This window comes from Gordonia sp. HS-NH1, assembly GCF_001418765.1.
Classification (GTDB): domain Bacteria; phylum Actinomycetota; class Actinomycetes; order Mycobacteriales; family Mycobacteriaceae; genus Gordonia.
Genome location: NZ_LIYC01000003.1, coordinates 156,186 through 175,793, shown reverse-complemented (window position 1 = coordinate 175,793; position 19,608 = coordinate 156,186). Strand labels below are relative to the sequence as shown.

General features: G+C 69.1%; 19 protein-coding genes. All 19 read right to left on the bottom strand.

Going from position 1 to position 19,608, the window contains the following annotated elements; translation table 11 throughout:
• Positions 1-9: 9 nt before the first annotated feature.
• The 19 genes from AMD30_RS04220 to smc all read right to left on the bottom strand — a co-directional run bounded on the left by AMD30_RS04220 (position 10) and on the right by smc (position 19,573).
• Positions 10-414, bottom strand: a complete 405-nt coding sequence (locus AMD30_RS04220) for a YraN family protein (protein ID WP_010841580.1) — start codon at positions 412-414, stop codon at positions 10-12.
• A gap of 119 nt (positions 415-533) precedes the next feature.
• A complete protein-coding gene (locus AMD30_RS04215; RefSeq protein WP_005198978.1) occupies positions 534-845 on the bottom strand; it encodes a DUF2469 domain-containing protein in 312 nt (103 codons plus the stop codon).
• Complete coding sequence (locus AMD30_RS04210) at positions 842-1,531, bottom strand: ribonuclease HII (protein WP_010841581.1); 690 nt, start codon at positions 1,529-1,531, stop codon at positions 842-844. Before AMD30_RS04210 ends, AMD30_RS04215 begins: the two co-directional genes overlap by 4 nt.
• Positions 1,532-1,541: 10 nt before the next feature.
• The gene (gene lepB, locus AMD30_RS04205) at positions 1,542-2,396 is read right to left on the bottom strand and encodes a signal peptidase I (RefSeq protein ID WP_055474786.1); all 855 of its coding nucleotides are present in this window, start codon (positions 2,394-2,396) and stop codon (positions 1,542-1,544) included.
• Positions 2,397-2,414: 18 nt separating this feature from the next.
• Positions 2,415-2,756 (bottom strand): 50S ribosomal protein L19, encoded by a 342-nt coding sequence (gene rplS / locus AMD30_RS04200; protein ID WP_004572295.1) that lies wholly within the window; start codon positions 2,754-2,756, stop codon positions 2,415-2,417.
• A gap of 210 nt (positions 2,757-2,966) precedes the next feature.
• Entirely contained in the window at positions 2,967-3,935 is a 969-nt protein-coding gene (locus AMD30_RS04195) for a hypothetical protein (RefSeq protein WP_055474825.1), read from the bottom strand.
• Positions 3,935-4,291: a hypothetical protein gene (locus tag AMD30_RS04190; RefSeq protein ID WP_055474785.1), complete on the bottom strand. Its 357-nt coding sequence runs from the start codon at positions 4,289-4,291 to the stop codon at positions 3,935-3,937. The genes AMD30_RS04195 and AMD30_RS04190 overlap by 1 nt, the downstream gene beginning before the upstream one ends.
• Entirely contained in the window at positions 4,278-4,622 is a 345-nt protein-coding gene (locus AMD30_RS04185; RefSeq protein WP_010841585.1) for a YbaB/EbfC family nucleoid-associated protein, read from the bottom strand. Before AMD30_RS04185 ends, AMD30_RS04190 begins: the two co-directional genes overlap by 14 nt.
• Positions 4,623-4,658: 36 nt before the next feature.
• Entirely contained in the window at positions 4,659-5,378 is a 720-nt protein-coding gene (trmD, locus tag AMD30_RS04180) for a tRNA (guanosine(37)-N1)-methyltransferase TrmD (protein WP_010841586.1), read from the bottom strand.
• On the bottom strand, positions 5,378-5,911 hold the full coding sequence (rimM, locus tag AMD30_RS04175; protein WP_055474784.1) for a ribosome maturation factor RimM: 534 nt from the start codon (positions 5,909-5,911) through the stop codon (positions 5,378-5,380). The genes trmD and rimM overlap by 1 nt, the downstream gene beginning before the upstream one ends.
• A gap of 26 nt (positions 5,912-5,937) precedes the next feature.
• Positions 5,938-6,180 carry an RNA-binding protein gene (locus AMD30_RS04170; RefSeq protein ID WP_004572301.1) on the bottom strand — a complete coding sequence of 81 codons (243 nt, stop codon included), beginning with the start codon at positions 6,178-6,180 and terminating at the stop codon, positions 5,938-5,940.
• On the bottom strand, positions 6,177-6,614 hold the full coding sequence (gene rpsP / locus AMD30_RS04165) for a 30S ribosomal protein S16 (RefSeq protein WP_010841588.1): 438 nt from the start codon (positions 6,612-6,614) through the stop codon (positions 6,177-6,179). Before rpsP ends, AMD30_RS04170 begins: the two co-directional genes overlap by 4 nt.
• A 473-nt stretch (positions 6,615-7,087) precedes the next feature.
• Positions 7,088-8,158 carry an amidohydrolase family protein gene (locus AMD30_RS04155; RefSeq protein ID WP_055474783.1) on the bottom strand — a complete coding sequence of 357 codons (1,071 nt, stop codon included), beginning with the start codon at positions 8,156-8,158 and terminating at the stop codon, positions 7,088-7,090.
• The gene (ffh, locus tag AMD30_RS04150) at positions 8,155-9,717 is read right to left on the bottom strand and encodes a signal recognition particle protein (protein ID WP_055474782.1); all 1,563 of its coding nucleotides are present in this window, start codon (positions 9,715-9,717) and stop codon (positions 8,155-8,157) included. The genes AMD30_RS04155 and ffh overlap by 4 nt, the downstream gene beginning before the upstream one ends.
• A gap of 37 nt (positions 9,718-9,754) precedes the next feature.
• On the bottom strand, positions 9,755-12,295 hold the full coding sequence (locus AMD30_RS04145; protein ID WP_055474781.1) for a [protein-PII] uridylyltransferase: 2,541 nt from the start codon (positions 12,293-12,295) through the stop codon (positions 9,755-9,757).
• A gap of 110 nt (positions 12,296-12,405) precedes the next feature.
• Positions 12,406-12,744, bottom strand: coding sequence for a P-II family nitrogen regulator (locus AMD30_RS04140; RefSeq protein WP_004572306.1), 339 nt, complete (start codon positions 12,742-12,744; stop codon positions 12,406-12,408).
• Between the two features lie 50 nt (positions 12,745-12,794).
• The gene (locus tag AMD30_RS04135) at positions 12,795-14,147 is read right to left on the bottom strand and encodes an ammonium transporter (RefSeq protein ID WP_014926454.1); all 1,353 of its coding nucleotides are present in this window, start codon (positions 14,145-14,147) and stop codon (positions 12,795-12,797) included.
• 231 nt (positions 14,148-14,378) lie between these two features.
• Entirely contained in the window at positions 14,379-15,968 is a 1,590-nt protein-coding gene (gene ftsY, locus AMD30_RS04130; protein WP_055474780.1) for a signal recognition particle-docking protein FtsY, read from the bottom strand.
• Positions 15,965-19,573, bottom strand: a complete 3,609-nt coding sequence (smc, locus tag AMD30_RS04125) for a chromosome segregation protein SMC (protein WP_055474779.1) — start codon at positions 19,571-19,573, stop codon at positions 15,965-15,967. The genes ftsY and smc overlap by 4 nt, the downstream gene beginning before the upstream one ends.
• Positions 19,574-19,608: the final 35 nt, after the last annotated feature.

Here is a 19,608-nt window from a genome sequence, read left to right as displayed (position 1 = left end):
GCGTTCAGCTCAGACGTAGACGCCGCGGTGGTGCCGAACGCGCGCACGGGCCAGGTCGTCGGGTGCGGCCTGGTCGAGCCGCACACTGACCACGTCGAACCGGATCTGCGACCACCGGCGGTCCTGCGCGGCGAGCCACAACCGGGCGAGCCGACGCATCCGCGCGAGCTTCGTCGGCGTGACCGCCATGACCGGATCGTCGTAGGTGCGACTCGCGCGGGTCTTGACCTCGACGATCACCAGGATCGACCCGTCGGCCGCGACGAGATCGAGTTCGCCGTATCGGGTACGCCAATTGCGTTCCAGGACAGTCCAACCCAGCGATGTCGCATAGTCCGCGGCCACATCCTCACCGAGCCGGCCGATGTGTCCGCGTCGATCGGGGCGGGGATGTCCGCGCGGTTCAGCACTCATGCCGATCAGCGTCGCGCAGAACCGCTTTCGATCACCGCTCGAATACGAGCAGAGCCCTGATCTGTGGACGATCAGGGCTCTGTCAACAGCTGCGCTCTCACTTGAGAGCGGGCGCGGGATCAGGGTTCGTCAGGCAGTCGGAGTTCCGGCTTCTCGAGCTCTTCGATGTTGACGTCCTTGAACGTGATCACGCGAACCTGCTTGACGAAGCGCGCCGGACGGTACATGTCCCACACCCACGCATCGCTCATCCGGAGTTCGAAGTACACCTCGCCGTCGGTGTTGCGCGGGATCATCTCGACGGCGTTGGCGAGGTAGAAGCGCCGCTCCGTCTCCACCACGTAGGTGAACTGCCCGACGATGTCCTTGTACTCGCGGTACAGAGAGAGTTCCATCTCGGTTTCGTACTTCTCGAGATCCTCAGCACTCATCCTGTCAGCCTATCCCTGTTGTCGTTTGCGCTGGTGACCACACGTGCCGCGACATTACGGTACGACATGCGGTGTTGTGGCGACGGGCCTGCCGCGTCGATGCGCGACATGTGCAACGCCGTGCTGTAGCCCTTGTGGATGGCGAAGTCGTACCCGGGCAGGTCGTCGTCCATGGCGATCATGATGCGGTCTCTGGTGACCTTCGCGATGATGCTGGCGGCGGCTATGCACGCGGCGGCCCCGTCTCCCCCGATCACCGGCAGCGACGGCGCGGTCAGCCCCGGCACCGCGAAACCGTCGGACAGCACGTATCCGGGCTTCACGTCGAGTGCCGCCACCGCGCGCCGCATGCCTTCGATGTTGGCGACGTGGATGCCGATGCGATCGATCTCTGCGGCCTCGATGATCACCGCGCTCCAGCTCTGTGCGTAGCGCGTCACCGATCGGTACAGCCCCTCACGTGTCCGCTCGGTCAGCTTCTTGGAGTCGTCGAGATCGGCGAGGGATGCGAGCTGGGTCGGTTTGAGCACGCACGCCGCGACCACGAGGGGCCCGGCACACGCACCGCGACCGGCTTCGTCGACACCGGCCACCGGCCCGAGACCCTGGCGGTGCAGTGCGAACTCGAACGTCCGCAGGCCGGCAGCGCGACGGACGGGCGAACGCGGAGGCCATCGAGTCGTCACGGCTCACCCATCACTGCTGCGGATTGAACGAACCGACACCACCGATCCGCGAGAAGGGATAGATGATGAAACGGACCTTGCCGCGGATATCGCTCACCGGGACCGTGCCCTGGTACCGGTCCTCGACGTGGTAGCGCGAGTCCTGCGAGTTCAGGCGGTTGTCACCCATCACCCACACATTGCCCTCGGGAACCTTGATCGGACCGAAGTCGGGGCCGAGACACGGGGGCACCTGATTGCCCGGACCGGCCACGCCGGGCCCGAACGAGGCGACCGTCTCCTCCTGGAGCTTCATGTCGATGTAGGGCTCACGCAGCGGGCGGCCGTCGACCTTGACGCCGACGCCCTCGTCGTTACGGCATTCGACGGTCTGACCGCCGGTGGCGATGACCCTCTTGACGAGATTGTTCTCGTCGGGCGGCGCGAAACCGAACCACGAGAGGGCGTCCTGCGCCTTGTGCATCACCGGATTCGTCGACCGGGGTGACACCCAGGCGCCGTTCCACGACTCCGACGGCCCCTTGAAGACGACGACGTCGCCGGGCTGCGGATCACCGAACCGGTAGGTGAGCTTGTCGATCACGATGCGGTCGTTCGTGCAGCCGTCGCAGCCGATGAGGGTCGACTCCATCGACTCCGACGGGATCACGTACTGGCGACCGATGAAGGTCTGCAGAACCCAGGTGAGGAGCAGGACGCACCCCACGATGATCACGACTTCGCGCAGGAGCGAACCCGATCCGGATGTACGCTTGCCGCGCTCGTCGGCTGGGTCGTCCCGGTCGGTCTTCAACCGCCATGGACGCTTGGCGTCCTCGTCGCGGTCGCCGCCGGGGGCGTCGTGGGGTCGCTGTGTGTCGGCCACCTCGTCAGGTTAGACGCGTCAGCGCTTTTCCTTGATCTTGGCTGCCTTGCCGCGCAGGTCACGCAGGTAGTAGAGCTTGGCGCGACGGACGTCACCGCGGGTGAGGACGTCGATCTTGGCGATGTTCGGGCTGTGCACGGGGAAGGTGCGCTCGACGCCGACGCCGAAGGACACCTTGCGGACGGTGAACGTCTCGCGCACGCCGCCACCCTGACGACGGATGACGACGCCCTTGAACACCTGGACGCGCTCCTTGCTGCCCTCGATGACCTTGACGTGGACGTCGAGGGTGTCGCCGGGGCCGAAGTCCGGCACGTCGTCGCGGAGGGACTGCTTGTCGAGGAAATCGAGCGTGTTCATGTGGCGTGGTCCTTGTCTGGCGGAAAACGTTGAGCAGAGGAACCTGGCGGCCCGTGGGCTCGACCGGTTCGTGCTCCGAGTCGTTGGCGTCGCTGCCGACGGTGTCACTGACGTCGAGGTCACGGACGGCCCCGGAGACGGGGCATCGTCGGCAGGCAACCCGACTATTGTGCCAGAGACACCCCGGGCCGACGAAATCGCGGTGCGGCACTACACGCGCGGGCCGACGACCACCACATTGCCGGCCTGCAAGGCGGAGACGGTGGCCGGGTCCATCGGGGTCGCCGCGGCGATCGCGGTGGGCGTGACTCCGGCGTGCACCATGTGGTCGAGAATCGCGAGTTCCGGCGCCCGCCCGTCGGCGGTGAGCGCCTCGTCGTCGGCGAGTTCCACCCCGGCCCGTTGATATGGCTGCGGGTCGTTGGTCCCCACGACGACCACCCGCGTTCCTCGTGCACCGGTCCCCACCCCCACCGCCGTCCGGAACCAGCCGGCGATCGACGACGGAACCGTCGTCTGCAGTCGCTCGGCTCTCGCCCGCAACCAGGTCAGGTCGGCGGCGCCGACCCCATCGCGGCCGGTGCGCGCGGCGGCGCCGGCCAGACCGCCGACACCGGCGGCCACCGCTCCCGCCGCGCCCATCGCCCCGAGCGGCATCATCGGCATCATGCCGCTCGTCGCCGCGGGCGCACCCGCGCTCTGCCCCGCCTCGCCCGACCGTTCGGTGTGGTCGTCGCCGGCGGCGGTGAGTGCCATCCGGCCCGTGCTCGCGGCTTCGACGCGCCACGTGTCGTCACCGATCGCGGAATTCACCTCCGCGCGCCGCACGTCGCGGTCTGCGATCAGCGCGATCACCGACATCTGCTGCCGGGTCTCGGTCACCGTCCGGGCATAGGCGTCCAGCGACGTCCCCAGTGCGCGAAGCCGGTCCGCCGCCCCGGGCAGATCGGCCGCGGCGCTCCGTCCGAGGCCGTCCACGACGGCCTGGTGAAACCGGCCGGCCGCACCCTCATCCCCCGTGTACGAGTCGGTCGCCGACGCCACCGCTCCGGCGAGGCCGTCCAGTGCATCCGCCAGTTCCCGGGCGCGCTGCGCCGAGTCGCGCAGGGCGACGGTGTCGGCAGTCGGCCACGTCCCGGGTGCCAGCCTCTCGGCGATCCGCTCGGCCTCGTCCGGCATCATCGGACGTCCCCCCGACCGATACGCGTGGACGCGTCGGCGTCGGTGGCGAGGAGCGCATCCACGCCGGACACCAGGGCCTGCCGGTGCGCATCGAGCCGGTTCTCCGCGTCGTCCAGGGACTCGGCGGCCGCCGCGACCGCCGGCGAGAAACCCTGCCGGAATGCTCGAGCCGGGTCACCGACGCCCACCGCCGCGTCGACGTCGCGGAGCAGCGCGGAGAGTTGGGCTCGCACGTCCGCGAGTCCCACCGTCGCCTCCGCGACACGCAGCGCCAGTGCGGCGGCCGCGCCGGTGTCCGCCGCGACCCGGTGGCGATCGGCGTCCGCGACCGCGACCGGATCAGGAGTCGCCATCGGTCACCACGCGCTCGAGACGGGCGTCGGCGTAATCGATCGGCAGATCCGCTGCGGTGGAGAGCACCTCGGCGGATCGGGTGCGCAGGGCGGTGTCCGCTTCGGCGATCAGCGTGGTGAGCAGGGTCGACAGCTGATCCGCGCGGTAGCGTCGAAGTGCGGCGGGTTCGATCGCGATGTCCACCGCGAGTCCACGCGCGTCGACCGTCACCGCGACGAGCCGATCGTGACTGGTGGCCCGAGAGGTCAGCTGAGACAACGCTTTCCGAATACGGTCGAGTTCGCTGCGCTGCCGGTCGAGTTCGTCGACCATGGCCGAATACCCCTGCATCCCCGAACCCCCTGCGAGTCGAATCCCTCGCGAATCCTAGCCCGGATCGCGCGGATGGTCCGTGGCGGAGTCCACAGCGTCCGTGAGAAGGTCGGGTCGTCGCGCGCGCGTGCGTTCGAGGGCCTGTTCCGCACGCCACCGGGCCACCTTCGCGTGGTCGCCACTGAGGAGCACCGACGGGACGTCGAGACCACGCCAGGTCACCGGCCGTGTGTAGCTTGGACCTTCGAGCAGGCCGTCGGAGAACGAATCCTCTTGATGCGACCGAGGATTGCCGAGCACACCGTCGAGGAGACGCACGGTCGCCTCGATCATCGCCATGACCGCGACCTCTCCCCCGATGAGGACGAAATCGCCGAGGGACACCTCTTCGACGCGCACCCGCCGGGCGGCGTCGTCGAAGACGCGCTGGTCGATGCCCTCATATCGGCCGCAGGCGAACACCAGGTGCTTCTCCGCGCTCCAGCGACGGGCCGTCTCCTGGGTGAACGGCACGCCGGCGGGGGTCGGCACGATCAGCAACGCGTCGTCGGGGCACACCTCGTCGAGGCACGGACCCCACACGTCGGGCTTCATGACCATCCCGGGTCCGCCTCCGTAGGGCGAGTCGTCCACGCTGCGGTGGACGTCGTGCGTCCAGTTCCGCAGGTCGTGCACCGTGACGCTGATTCGTCCGGCATCGATCGCCTTGCCCAGCAGGGCAACTCGGAGCGGATCGAGATATTCGGGAAAGATCGACACGACGTCGAGGCGCATCACGGCGCCTCGTCGATCGAATCCGGATCCAGCAATCCCTCGGGTGGGTCGATCACGATCAGTTCGCGACTGACGCTCGGCACGATCTCCCGCACGAACGGGACGAGCACCTCGCGGCCGTCGGTCGTCCGCACCGACAGCAACTCGCCGCCGGGCAGGTGCAGGACCGATTCGACGACGCCGACCGCGGCGCCGTCGACCAGTTGCACGGGCACGCCTTCGAGTTCGTGATCGTAGAACTCGTCCGGGTCGTCGGAGGGCTCCACCTGCGAGGAGTCGATGAGGAACAGCGTGCCGCGCAGGGCGTCGGCCGAATTCCGGTCCGCGACGGCGGCCAGGGACACCAACAGCCGCCCGGAATGCTCCCGGGCGGCTGTGATGGTGAAGTCCCGTTCCCCGGCACCGCGCGGCAGACGGCCGCGCAGCACCGCGTTCGGGGCGAAACGCACCTCGGGCTCGTCCGTGCGGACGTCCACGACGATCTCCCCACGGATTCCATGTGACTTGACCACACGGCCGACGACGAGATCCACGATGCGTTCGGTGTTCGGGTTCTCGGTCAGCGGTCGGTGTCGACGATGTCGACGCGCATCCCGCGTCCGCCGATTCCGGAGACCAGGGTGCGCAGCGCGGTCGCGGTACGACCGTTGCGCCCGATCACCTTGCCGAGATCGTCGGGGTTCACGTGCACCTCGACGAGCCGCCCACGGCGGCCGGTGACGAGGTCGACCCGGACGTCATCGGGGTTGGAGACGATTCCGCGGACCAGGTGCTCGACCGCGTCGGCGACGACTGCGCTCACGCGTCACCCTCGGCGGCGGGCGCCTCGGCAGCCTCGTCGTCCTTCTTGGCGGCCTTCTTCTTCGGGGTGGTCGCGGCGGCGACGGGCTCGTTGTCGGCGGCGGCGAGCGCGGCGTTGAACAGGTCGAGCTTCGACGGCTTGGCCTCGGCGGTCTTCAGGGTGCCCTCGGCACCCGGCAGGCCCTTGTACTTCTGCCAGTCACCGGTCACCTTGAGGATGGCGGCCACGGGCTCGGTCGGCTGCGCGCCGACTCCCAGCCAGTACTGGGCGCGCTCGGAGTCGACCTCGATCAGCGAGGGCTCTTCCTTGGGGTGGTACTTGCCGATGGTCTCGATGACGCGGCCGTTGCGGCGGGTGCGGGCGTCGGCGACGACGATGCGGTACTGCGGGTTGCGGATCTTGCCGAGCCGCGTGAGCTTGATCTTGACAGCCATGTCTACTTCTCTTTCGTGTGGTCACTGCGCAATTCAGCAGTCCGCCCGGAATGGCGGACCCGGTTTTGCGTCTGTATCGGTGTGACCGTCGGGCGGCCGTAACCGGATCCGACGAACCAGCGAGCCATTGTGCCAGACCGGACCGCGGACACCGAATCCGACGACCGGGCGGTGAGCGATGCCGGAGTCGGAGGCGCCGATGTACCGGCATGTGGTCACCCACCCCGCGAGGACGACCACATGCCGTACGTCGCTCTTCCGTCACTCATCGGTGTCGGCTCATCGGTGTCCGGGCTCGCGACACCGCCGGAGCCTCCCTCGACCCCTGGCTCCGACGGTTCCGCGTCGCCGAACCCAGGCTGAGAGGATCCGGCGTGGACTGATCCGGTTCGCAGATAGGAGAACCGTTGCAACGCCGTTGCTACGTTACGTGGCGGTAAGAACGCCAACCAGAGGCCGTCGTGTGTCGTTGCTCACACGATGTGGCGCCCCGACGACACCACTGCTAGCGGGTGTCGCAGGACGCCCAGATCGTCGCAGGGGTCGGCCGCATAGACCACGAAGTCGGCGCGATGCCCGTCCTCCAGGACGTCGGCGCCGAGCCAGCGCCGGGCGTTCGTCGAGGCGGCCGCGATCGCGGCCGCGGGACCCAGGCCGATGCCGGACAACGCCTCGATCTCGTCGACGACACGACCGTGTTCGACGAATCCGCCCGCATCGGTCCCGGCGAAGATCTGCACTCCGGCCTCGCGCGCGGCGTCGAACACCTTCGGCGCACCGGCGTGCAGAGCGCGCATGTGCGCGGCATAGGTCGGGAAGCGCTCGGCGCCGTCGGCGATCCCGGGGAAGTTCTCGACCTGGATCATGGTGGGCACGAGAGCAATCGAGCGGTCGACGAGCTGATCGATCAGATCGTCGGTCAACCCGGTGCCGTGCTCGATGCAGTCCACGCCGGCGCCGATCAGGTCGACCAGCGCGTCCGTTCCGAAGACGTGGGCGGTGATCCGCGCGCCGTGCTCGTGCGCCACGGCGACCGCCGACTCGATCTGCGCACGCGACCACAGCGGGGCCAGGTCGCCGACCTCGCGATCGATCCAGTCCCCGACGATCTTCACCCAGCCGTCGCCGGCCTGCGCCTGCCGGGCCACCTCGGCCGCCAGTTCGTCCGGATCGTCGAGGTCGACGCCGTAGTCGCGCAGGTACCGCTTGGGCCGTGCGATGTGCTTGCCCGAGCGGATGAAACGAGGGCACGCGGGATCGTCGTCGAGCGGGTGGGTGTCCAGCGGCGACCCGACCTCGCGGATCAGCAGGGTGCCCGCCCGGGCATCGGCATAGGCGAACCCGCGGGCCTGCTCGATGTCGACACCGAGGCCGGGTGCGATGCCCACATGATTGTGGGCATCGACGAGTCCCGGCAGGATCCAGCCGCCGTCGACCGCCGTCTCGGCGTCGGGAACCGGTGTGGCACTGATGGTGTCACCGTCGACCCAGAACTCGATGGGCTCGGCGGTCAGCGGGTCGGTGCCGCGATAGTGCCGGGTCACTTCTTCTTTTTGGGCTGCTGGAACTGCGACACGTCGAGACCCTCGAGCCCCGGCGGCAGCTGATCGAGGCCGGCCGGCATGTTCGACAGGTCCGGGAACCCGGCCGGCATACCGCCTGGCATGCCCGGGAAACCGCCGCGCACCTTCGGCGGCGTGGGGCCGCGGCCCTTACCCTTCTTGCCCTTGCCCTTCTTGCGGTTGGACTTGCGGTTCATCCCGCCCATGCCCATCCGACCCGACATCTGCGCCATCATCTTCCGGGCCTCGAAGAACCGGTCGACGAGCTGGTTGACCTCGCTCACCGTCACACCCGACCCGTTGGCGATACGGATGCGGCGCGAGGCATTGATGATCTTCGGGTTGTCGCGTTCGGCGGGAGTCATGCCGCGGATGATCGCCTGGACCCGGTCGAGTTGTTTGTCGTCGACCTGCGACAGCACGTCCTTCATCTGGCCGGCGCCGGGCAACATGCCCAGGATGTTGCCGATCGGGCCCATCTTGCGGATCATCAGCATCTGCTCGAGGAAGTCCTCGAGGGTCAGCTCGCCCTGCGTGATCTTGGCGGCAGCCGCTTCGGCCTGCTGCGCATCCCAGTGCTGTTCGGCCTGCTCGATGAGCGACAGCACGTCGCCCATCCCGAGGATGCGGCTGGCCATGCGGTCGGGATGGAAGACGTCGAAGTCCTCGAGCTTCTCGCCCGATGACGCGAACATGATCGGCTGGCCGGTCACCTCACGCACCGACAGCGCCGCACCACCGCGCGCATCACCGTCGAGCTTGGTCAGCACGACGCCGGTGAAACCCACGCCGTCGGCGAAGGCCTCGGCGGTGGTCACCGCGTCCTGGCCGATCATCGCGTCGACGACGAACAGCACCTCGTCGGGCGAGGTCGCGTCGCGAATGTCGGACGCCTGCTTCATCAGCTCGGCGTCGATGCCCAGACGGCCGGCGGTGTCGATGACCACGACGTCGTAGTGCTTGCTGCGTGCCTCGTCCACACCGGCCTGCGCGACCGAGACCGGATCGCCCGCGGTCACGCCGAGCGTGCCCTCACCGCCCACGCTCGTGCCCGGATGCGGCGCGAACACCGGCACACCGGCGCGTTCACCGACGATCTGCAGCTGCGAGACCGCGCCCGGCCGCTGCAGGTCACAGGCGACGAGCAGCGGCGTGTGCCCCTGCTGCTTGAGCCAGTTACCCAGCTTTCCGGCGAGCGTCGTCTTACCGGCGCCCTGGAGGCCGGCCAGCATGATGACGGTCGGCGGGTTCTTGGCGAACCGCACTCGCCGGGTCTCGCCGCCGAGAATGCCGACGAGTTCCTCGTTGACGATCTTGACGACCGTCTGCGCCGGATTCAGCGCCCCGGAGACCTCCGCACCCTTGGCGCGCTCCTTGATCCGGGCGATGAAGGACCGGACCACCGCGAGCGAGACGTCCGCCTCGAGCAGCGCGAGCCGGATCTCGCGGCAGGTGCGGTCGATGTCCGCGTCGGACAGCCGCCCCTTGCCACGCAGATCCTTCAGGGCACCGGTCAACCGGTCGGAGAGGGAATCGAACATGGTCCCATCCTTCCATGTGGGTCCCGGGACCGAACATCTAGGAGATGGGCACTCCGGACCGGCCGGTCCCGCCATAGGACTGCGGCCCGTCGCCGTCTTCCTCGCGCACCGGCCGCGGAGGCGGACAGACCGCGACGACGGCCTCGGCCAGTTCGGCCCGCGCGTCCTCGGTGTCGGTCGCCAGCCGGAGGCCGAAGATGTCCACGCCGGTGGTGCCCAGAGTCGACACCTTGGCCCATCGGATGTCGGCGCCCCGCTGCTCCAGGACCGCGCTGACCCGGCTGAGCAGGCCGATGCGGTCATCCGAGCGGACTTCCAGCACCGCCTCCCCCGCGGGTGCGTCGAGCCACGTCACCCGTGGCGGTGCGACGGCGAACAGCGCGGGCACCGCGTTCTTCGGATGCCCGGCCCCGTCCACCTCGGGATCGGTGCTGCCGGCGCTCGCGCCGATCGTCACGACGGTGCCGGGAATCGTGCTGACGGTCCCGATCGTCGGGATCGGCGAGTCCCGTTCGCGTGCGTCGAGCCGCGCGAGGACGTCGATCTTGCCGTCGACGGCAGCGATGAGCTGCTGACGCAACAGACCGGCATCGGGCGGACTCCCGAACATCGGGACCACCTGGAAGGAGTTGATCGCCTTGCCGTCGGCGCTCTGCGCAGAGGCCGAATGGGATCGCAACCCACCGAGGGCCAGCACCCCGGCCATCTTCGACAGCAGGCCGGGCTGGTCCGGCGCGACCATCGTGACGCGGTAGGTGTGCTGGCCGTCCGCCCGGACGAGCCGCACCGCGAAGTCCCCCTCGGCCGCCGTCGCGAGCTGTTCGGCGGTCAGCGGTTCCGGCGCGCTGGGCTCCTCCCCGTCGATGAGTCGCATCGACCGGCGGACGAGGTCGAGGATGAGCGAGGCCTTCCACTCCCCCCACACCCCCGGACCGGTGGCCAGGGAATCCGCCTCGGCAAGTGCGGCGAGGAGTTCCAGGAGCACCCGGTTGTGTCCGAGGGTCTCGACGACGGCTTCGGCGGTGGCCGGGTCGTCGAGGTCGCGACGGGTCGCGACCTGCGGGAGCAACAGGTGGTGGCGCACCATGTCGGAGAGGATCGCCACATCCTGCGGCCAGAGTCCGAACCGGTTCCCGACCTGGACCGCCAGATCTGCGCCGACGATGCTGTGATCGGCACCCCGGCCCTTGCCCAGGTCGTGGATGAGCGCACCGAGCACGAGGAGGTCGGGCCGGGACACCCGCGTGGTCATCGCGCTCGCATAAGCGGCCGTCTCCACGAGGTGCCGGTCGACGGTCCAGGTGTGGATGGCGTCGCGGGGCGGGAGGTCGCGGACCGCACCCCATTCCGGCAGCAGCCGTCCCCACAGTCCCGTGCGGTCGAGCGCCTCGATCGGGTCGACCATGTGGTGTCCCGAACTCAGCAGGACGAGCAGGTCGCTGCGCGCCTCGGCGGGCCACGGCTCGCGGAGTTCCGGCGCGTAGTCGGCCAGTCGGCTCAGCGTCGAAGCGCTGATGGGCAGACCGGTGCGTGCCGACGCCGCCGCCACGCGCAGGATGAGGCCCGGGTCCTTGCTCGGGATCGCGTTGCGCGCCAAGACGATCTCGCCATTGTGCTCGACCACGCCCTCGTCGAGCGGACGGCGCAGGGGCGAGCGCCGAAGCTTCGCCAGTCCGCGGCGCGGCAGGGCGTTGCCGGCGGTCCGCAGGCCGACGTCGATGGAGTAGCTGACGGTGCGGGCCGAGTCGCTGATGACCCGGGCGAGATCGAACCGGTCCCCGATCCGGAGCGCAGCCCCGATCTCGTCGGCGTCCTGCGCCTGCACGTGCTCGCGGGGACGCCCGGCGATGCGGTGCAGTTCGGTGCGGATGTCGAGGAGCCGCGTGTAGGCGACCTGCGGTCCGGCGCCGGGCGAGTCGGGCCGCAGGCTCGCCATCCCGTGGGTGAGCTGAGCGATCGCCAGTGCTCCCAGGAGCTGCACGTCGCGCAGCCCGCCCCGGCCGTTCTTGAGGTCCGGTTCGGCACGGTGCGCGATGTCGCCCGCGCGCCGCCAGCGGTCCTGGGCGTGGGAGACGACTTCGGGGAACCGATTGCGGATGTCGTTGCGCCACTGCTGGCGGACGCCGCTGATCAGCAGGGTGGACAGGTCCTCGTCGCCGGCGATGTGGCGGGCTTCGAGCAAGCCGAGCGCCGCGGTGACGTCGTCACCCGCGACCTGCATCGCCTGCGGCACCGTCCGGACGCTGTGGTCGAGCGGGATGTTGGCGTCCCACAACGGATACCAGAGACCGTCGGCCACCTCGGACACCCGTTCGGCGGGCATGTCGTCGTGCAGCAGGATCAGATCGAGGTCGGAGTACGGGAGCATCTCGCCGCGCCCGAGTCCGCCGACGGCGACGATCGCGAAGCCACTGTGCGGCTTGATGCCGAGTTCGGCGCCCTTGCTGGTCAGCCAGAACTCGTGCAGGTCGACGAGCACCTGGCGCAATGCCGGTGCGTCGAGTTTTCCCGAACGGCCGGATTCGGTGAGTTGCCGTCGGGTCTTGGCCAGGTCTGCGGCGCTTACGACTGCCTCCAAAGTGTGAGGGAGAGAGGATGATTCGCGCTGCCGAATGGTACGGCCCCGCGCCCGACTGGTCGTCGGGCACGGGGCCGTTCACCGGAGTTCGTCAACGCAGCACGGGCTCGCTACAGAGCGTCGCCGCCACGCTCGCCGGTGCGGACGCGGACGACGGACTCGACGGGCGACACCCACACCTTGCCGTCACCGATCTTGCCGGTCCGAGCGGCCTCGACGATCACGTCGACCACCTTGTCCACGGCCGCGTCGTCCACGACGACCTCGACACGGACCTTCGGTACGAAATCGACCGAGTACTCCGCGCCGCGGTAGACCTCGGTGTGGCCCTTCTGGCGTCCGTAGCCCTGGACCTCACTGACGGTCATGCCGAGGATTCCGGCCTGCTCCAGTCCGGCCTTGACATCCTCGAGCGTGAACGGCTTGACAATTGCAGTGATCAGCTTCATTAGTTATCCCTCTCCACAGGAATCAGCGTAGTAGCGATTTGGCTCGAGCGTCATGCCAGCTCATAGGCCGTCTCGGCGTGTTCTGCCTCGTCGATGCCGGTCTTCTCGTCCTCATCGCTGACCCGCCAACCCAGAGGCTTGAGGACGAAGGCGATGATCGCGGTGAGCACACCGGTGAACACGAGTGCGAAGAGGGCGATGACGACCTGGACCACGAGCTGCTTGTAGTCGCCGCCCCAGAACAGGCCCACGTCCTTGCCGATGAGACCGATCGCGACGGTGCCCCACAGGCCGGCGACGAGGTGGACCCCCACGACGTCGAGCGAGTCGTCGTAACCGAACTTGTTCTTCAGCCCGATGGCCGTCGCGGCGAGGGCACCGGCGATGAGGCCCAGGATCAGCGAGCCGACCGGCGTCAGCGAACCACAGGCCGGGGTGATGGCGACCAGACCGGCGACGATGCCCGATGCGGCACCGACGCTCGTCGCGTGCTTGTCGCGGATGACCTCCACGACGAGCCAGCCGATGATCGCGGCGGCCGTTGCCGCCGTGGTGTTGACCCACACCTGTCCGGCGAGGAGGTCGGCGCCCAGCTCGGAGCCGACGTTGAACCCGAACCATCCGAACCAGAGGAGTGCGGCACCCAGCATGACGAACGGGATGTTGTGCGGACGGTACGCGGTACGGCCGAACCCGACACGCTTGCCGATGATGAGCACGAGCACCAGTGCAGCGATACCGGCGTTGATGTGGACCACGGTGCCGCCGGCGAAGTCGATGGGTGCGACATTGGCCGATCCCTCCTCGTCGACGCCGAACATCTTGGCGGCCAGACCGTCCTCACCGGCGCCGAGCAGGCCGCCGCCGCCGACGAGTCCACCCCACACCATGTGCGACAGCGGGAAGTACACGATCGTCGACCACAGCACGGTGAAGACGAGCCAGGTCGAGAACTTCACCCGCTCGGCGAGCGCACCGCTGATCAGCGCGACGGTGATGACCGCGAAGGTCAGCTGGAATCCCATGAAGACGATGGCGGGGATGCTGAGTCCGCCGGTGACGTACTGCTCGGTGTCACCCTCCCCGATGGTGTTCATGAGCTGATCCGACCCGAACAGCGCGAACGGGTTCGCGAAGATGCCGCCGATGTCGCTGTTGCCGGTGAAACCATCGCTGAACGACATCGAGAAGCCCCAGAGCACGTACACGACGCTCACCGTCGCCAGTGCTCCGAAGGACATCATCATCATGTTCAGGACAGACTTGCCTCGCGCCAACCCCCCGTAGAAGAAGGCGAGACCTGGGGTCATCAGCAACACCATGGCGGCCGACACGAGCATGAATGCCGTGTTGCCCGTGTCTATCGGGCCAAACGATTCGTTTGGCAACTGAGCCAAATCCACTACGAAACCTCCTCAGGATGCGCCGACGGCTCGGCGCCTCCAAAGAGATTGTCCGCAGTCGGTTTCAGCCGTGGTGCCCCGACGTTTCAGGCGCGTAACCCCCTGGCCGGTTTATATTTCGCCCATGTAACGCCCCAGTTCGGCTCTGAGCCGTCTCTCAGGTTCGGCGGGCGACCGCTAACACCAGGTTTCCGATCACAGATCCCGAATTCACAGCAGCACCCGGGGAATTCACAGGAGGGCGTCGACGAACGCCTCCGGCTCGAAGGGTGCGAGATCGTCCGCGCCTTCGCCGAGCCCGACGAGCTTGACCGGCACCCCGAGCTCCTTCTGCACGTGGAACACGATGCCGCCCTTGGCGGTGCCGTCGAGTTTGGTGAGCACGACGCCGGTGATGTTGACGACCTCGGCGAAGACGCGGGCCTGCATCAGCCCGTTCTGTCCGACGGTCGCGTCGACCACGAGCAGCACCTCGTCGACCGGCGCCTTCTTCTCGACGACGCGCTTGACCTTGCCCAGCTCGTCCATCAGTCCGGTCTTGGTGTGCAGGCGTCCGGCGGTGTCGATCATGACGACGTCGACGCCGGTCTCGATACCGCGGTCGACCGCGTCGAACGCCACCGCGGCCGGATCGGACTGCTCCTTGCCGCGCACGATCTCGGCACCGACCCGCTCGCCCCAGGTCTGCAGCTGGTCGGCGGCGGCGGCGCGGAAGGTGTCGGCGGCACCGAGCAGGACGCGGCGTCCGTCGGCGACGAGCACCCGCGCCAGTTTGCCGGTCGTGGTGGTCTTCCCGGTTCCGTTGACCCCCACGACGAGCACGACCGCGGGACGGCCGGCGTGCGGGAGCGCCCGGATGGACCGGTCGAGCGTGGGGTCGAGCTGGTCGACCAGGACCCGCTTGAGCAACGCGCGGGCCTCGCCCGCGGTCCGGACCGGATTGGCCGCGAGTTCGGTACGCAGCGTCTCGACGACGACGGCCGTGGTCGAGGCGCCGAGGTCGGCCATCACGAGCGTGTCCTCGATCTCCTCCCAGCTGTCCTCGTCGAGGTCGCCGGCACCGAGGAGTCCGAGTACTCCCTTGCCGATCGCGCCCTGCGACCGGGACAGACGGCCACGCAGGCGACCGATCCGGCCGGCCGTCGGCGCGATGTCGTCCAGCGGTGGCGCCGTGGTCGCCTGCGCGACATCGTCGGGCACCCGCGTCTCGGGTTCGACGGTCTCCGGTTCCGGCTCGGCCGTGACCGGCTCGGGTTCGATGACCCCGGGTTCGGTGACCTCGGGTTCGACAACCTCGGGTTCGACAACCTCGGGTTCGACGACCTCTGGATCGGCCGTCTCCGGCAGTGTGCTCTCGGGCGCCGCCGCCTCGGACTCCCGTGTCCCGGGCGCTGGTGTCTCGGGTTCGGCGATCTCCGGCTCTGCTGTGTCCGGCTCGGGAAGCGACACCTCGGTGACGCCGCGTCGGATCGAGTCGCGCGGGACCGCGGCGTCGTCGCCGACACCCGGCTGGCCGTCCACGTCCGTGCGGTCCCCCGCGGGCCGCACCACCTCGGGCGCCGGGGGTTCCGGGGTCCGGGGTTGCGGCTCGCGTCGGGGCGGTTCGGCGAGCGCGGTCTCCCCGCGGCTGAAGCTGAAGCCCGATCCGGCCTGGTATCCCCCGGACCGGTCGACCTGACGGGTCGTGCCGTCGACGACCTCCGGCTGCCGTTCGTCGGTCAGCGAGATGCGCCGGCGGCGCGACAGCACCAGACCGAGCACGATCAACGCGATCACGACGAGTACCGCGACGACGATGCCGATGATGATTCCGGTGTTCACTGGCTGGTGTCCTCCTGTTGACCGACGGGCATGTTCACTCCGCGCATGCGTTGCGAGATGACCGTCGTGATGCCGTCGCCGCGCATGCTGACGCCGTAGAGCGCGTCCGCGACCTCCATCGTGGGCTTCTGGTGGGTGATGACGATGAGCTGGGACTTCTCTCGCAGTTGCTCGAACAAAGTGATGAGTCGCCGCAGGTTGGTGTCGTCGAGTGCGGCCTCGACCTCGTCCATGACGTAGAACGGGGACGGACGCGCGCGGAAGATCGCCACCAGCATCGCGACCGCGGTCAGCGACTTCTCCCCACCCGACAGCAGCGAGAGCCGCTTGACCTTCTTGCCGGGCGGACGCGCCTCGACCTCGATGCCCGTCGTCAGCATGTCGCCGGGTTCGGTGAGGACGAGTCGGCCCTCGCCACCCGGGAACAGTGTCTGGAAGACCTGGGCGAATTCGCGTTCCACGTCGGCATAGGCCTCGGTGAACACCTGCAGGATGCGGGCGTCGACGTCTTCGACGACGTCGAGCAGGTCTTTGCGCGCCGCCTTGACGTCTTCGAGCTGCGACGACAGGAAGTTGTACCGCTCCTCGAGCGCGGCGAACTCCTCCAGTGCCAGCGGGTTGACCTTGCCGAGCGTGTTGAGGTCCTTCTGCGCCTTCTTCGCACGGGCTTCCTGGGTCGCCCGGTTGTACGGCATCGGGGCCGGGGCGACGACCTGCTCGCCGCGCTCCCTGGCCTGCTCGTACTCGGCCATCTCCAGTGCCGACGGGGGCATCGGCACGTCGGGACCGTACTCGGCGATCAGATCGTCGGGGGTGATCGCGAAGGTCTCGAGGACCTGCTCTTCGAGCTGCTCGATCCGCAACGCGACCTGGGCCCGCGCCACCTCGTCGCGGTGGACGGTGTCGCGCAGGGAGTTCAGGGTGCTGGTCAGTTCGCCTGCCCGCACCCGCAGCTCGTCCAGGGTCGCGGTGCGCGCGGTGCGGATCTCCTCGAGTTCGTCGCGTCCGGCCTGGGCCGACGCCACCGCGGCGGCGAGGCGTTCACTCACCTGCGCGCCGGCGCGTTCGACGGCCGCCGCGACCCCGGCGGCCTGTCGCCGGATCTCGTCCTGGCGACGGGCCCGCTCGCGTGCCTCTCGCTCGCGCTGTGCGGCGCGGCGCAGCGAGTCCGCCTTGCCCCGGACCGAGGCCAGGCGTTCTTCGGCGGTCCGCAGCGTCAGACGGGCCTCCATCTCCGCGCTGCGCGCCACGCCGACGGCCGCCGACGCGGTGGCGCGCTCGGAGTCGTCGGTCGACATCTCGGTCCCCGCGTCGGACTCGTCCCGGGCCAGCCGGAGTCGCTCGGTGAGTTCCTGCAGGGATTGCAGGGTTTCCGCGCGGCCTTTCTCGAGCAGGTTCCGCTGTCGTGTCAGTTTGTCGGCCTCGGCGCGAGCCGCCCGGATCTCCTGGCCGAGCCGGGCCATCTGTTCGTATGCCGCTCCGACGCCGGCGTCGGACTCGTGGAGGGCGGCGAGCGCCTCTTCGGCCGCCTCCCGACGCTCGTGCTGTTCGGTCAGCGCCCCGTCGAGCGCCGCCTCCAGTTCTTCGACGCGTCGGCGCGTCGCGGTGAGTTCGGCGGTCGCCGCGTCGATGGCCGACTGGACCTCCAGCGTGGAGGGCCGGCGCGAGGAGCCACCTTCGACCGACGCCGCCGAGATGCGGTCTCCGGCGGGGGTCACCGCGCGTACACCGAGACGGCGGGCGAGCTCGAGCCCTTGCGCGGGATCGTCGACGATCACGGTGTCGGCCAGGACGGTGTCGATGGCGCCGCGGATCTCCGGCCGGGTGTCGACCACCGAGGCGGCCCACCTCGCCCCGTCCGGCAACGCGATCTCGCCCCGCCGATCCGGACCGGTGAGTCCGCCACAGATCAGCGCGGCCCGTCCCCCGTCGCCCGACTTGAGTGCCTCCAACGCCCGCACCGCGGCGACCCCGTCCACGGTGACGATGCCGTCGACCGCAGGTCCGAGCGCCCCGGCGATGGCGGTCTCGTAACCCGGCTCGACGGTGACCAGCTCCGACATCGGACCGAGGAGACCGTCGGGCGCGTTCTCCAGCAACCACGCGCCACCGTCGCCTCGTTCGAGGCCCATGGCGAGCGCGTCGACTCGCGCCGACAACGAGGCGATGGCGTGCTCGGCCTCGCGGTGTGCGGCCTGCAAGGTGGCCACGCGCTCGTTGGACAGGTTCAGCGCGGCGACGCAGCGTTCGTGGTGTTCGTCGAGCGCACGTTCGGCGGCCTCCAGTTGCGCCAGCTCACCCGCAGTCGAATCCTGTTGCGTCACAGCAACTTCGGCCCGTTCGACGGCGGTCGAGATCGCGTCGGTGAGGCGCTGGGCATCGGCGTCGGCCGACTCCGAGCGGGTCCGCAGGTTGTCCACCTGGCCCTCCAGCCGCGCGAGCCCCTCACGCCGGTCGGCGATGGCCCGGACCGCGGCGAGATGTGCGGCCTCGGCCGCTTCCGCGATCGATTCGCGCTCACCGAGCACTTCTCTGGCGGTTTCGAGCTGCTCGGCGGCGATCTCGACGCCCTCGGTCAGTTCGGCTTCGAGTTCGGCCGCCTCGAGGGCTTGCTCGTCGAGCTCGTCGGGGTCGGGCCCAGACGTCTCACCCACCGGCTCACTGAGGTATCGGCTGCGTTCGGCGGCCACCCGGCGGGTCGCGTCGACGCGCTCGGCGAGCGCCGACAACCGGAACCACGCACGGTTCGCAGCAGCGGCGGCCGGTGTGATCTCGGCGAGATGCTGTTCGTGTTCGGCCACTTCCGCGTTCGCGCGGTCCAGCTCGGCGGCCACCTCGTCCTGCCTGCGGCGGACCTCGTCCTCGACGGCGGCGTGTTCGGCCATCTCCATCCGGCGGGTGACGAGGTCGTCGGCGGCCAGACGCAACCGGGCGTCGCGGAGGTCGGCCTGCACGGTCTGCGCACGGCGTGCCACCTCGGCCTGACGACCGAGCGGCTTGAGCTGACGGCGGAGTTCGGCGGTCAGGTCGGTCAGGCGCGCCAGATTGGCCTGCATCGCGTCGAGCTTGCGGACTGCCTTTTCCTTGCGCTTGCGATGTTTGAGGACACCGGCCGCCTCTTCGATGAAGGCACGTCGGTCCTCGGGCCGGGACTCGAGGATCGCCGACAGCCGACCCTGCCCGACGATCACGTGCATCTCGCGGCCGATGCCCGAATCCGACAGCAGCTCCTGCACGTCCATCAGCCGGCACGAACTGCCGTTGATCTCGTATTCGCCGGCCCCGTCGCGGAACATCCGGCGGGTGATCGACACCTCGGAGTACTCGATGGGCAGCGCCCCGTCGGCGTTGTCGATGGTCAGCGTCACCTCGGCGCGGCCCAGTGGCGGGCGGCCGGACGTGCCGGCGAAGATGACGTCCTGCATCTTCCCGCCGCGCAGCGCTTTGGCCCCCTGCTCGCCCATCACCCAGGTCAGGGCGTCGACGACGTTCGACTTACCGGAGCCGTTGGGCCCGACGACGCACGTGATACCCGGCTCGAAGCGCAGGGTCGTCGCCGAGGCGAACGACTTGAAGCCCTTCAGGGTCAGGCTTTTGAGGTGCACGACGGTACAGACTACTCACCATCGCGATGTGTTTC

What these genes read in the sequence shown, in the direction of transcription:
- AMD30_RS04220 (WP_010841580.1), bottom strand. Translation starts at nt 414, where the DNA reads ATGAGTGCTGAACCGCGCGGACATCCCCGCCCCGATCGACGCGGACAC.
- AMD30_RS04215 (WP_005198978.1), bottom strand. Translation starts at nt 845, where the DNA reads ATGAGTGCTGAGGATCTCGAGAAGTACGAAACCGAGATGGAACTCTCT.
- rplS (WP_004572295.1), bottom strand. Translation starts at nt 2,756, where the DNA reads ATGAACACGCTCGATTTCCTCGACAAGCAGTCCCTCCGCGACGACGTG.
- AMD30_RS04195 (WP_055474825.1), bottom strand. Translation starts at nt 3,935, where the DNA reads ATGCCGGACGAGGCCGAGCGGATCGCCGAGAGGCTGGCACCCGGGACG.
- AMD30_RS04190 (WP_055474785.1), bottom strand. Translation starts at nt 4,291, where the DNA reads ATGGCGACTCCTGATCCGGTCGCGGTCGCGGACGCCGATCGCCACCGG.
- AMD30_RS04185 (WP_010841585.1), bottom strand. Translation starts at nt 4,622, where the DNA reads ATGCAGGGGTATTCGGCCATGGTCGACGAACTCGACCGGCAGCGCAGC.
- trmD (WP_010841586.1), bottom strand. Translation starts at nt 5,378, where the DNA reads ATGCGCCTCGACGTCGTGTCGATCTTTCCCGAATATCTCGATCCGCTC.
- rpsP (WP_010841588.1), bottom strand. Translation starts at nt 6,614, where the DNA reads ATGGCTGTCAAGATCAAGCTCACGCGGCTCGGCAAGATCCGCAACCCG.
- ffh (WP_055474782.1), bottom strand. Translation starts at nt 9,717, where the DNA reads ATGTTCGATTCCCTCTCCGACCGGTTGACCGGTGCCCTGAAGGATCTG.
- AMD30_RS04140 (WP_004572306.1), bottom strand. Translation starts at nt 12,744, where the DNA reads ATGAAGCTGATCACTGCAATTGTCAAGCCGTTCACGCTCGAGGATGTC.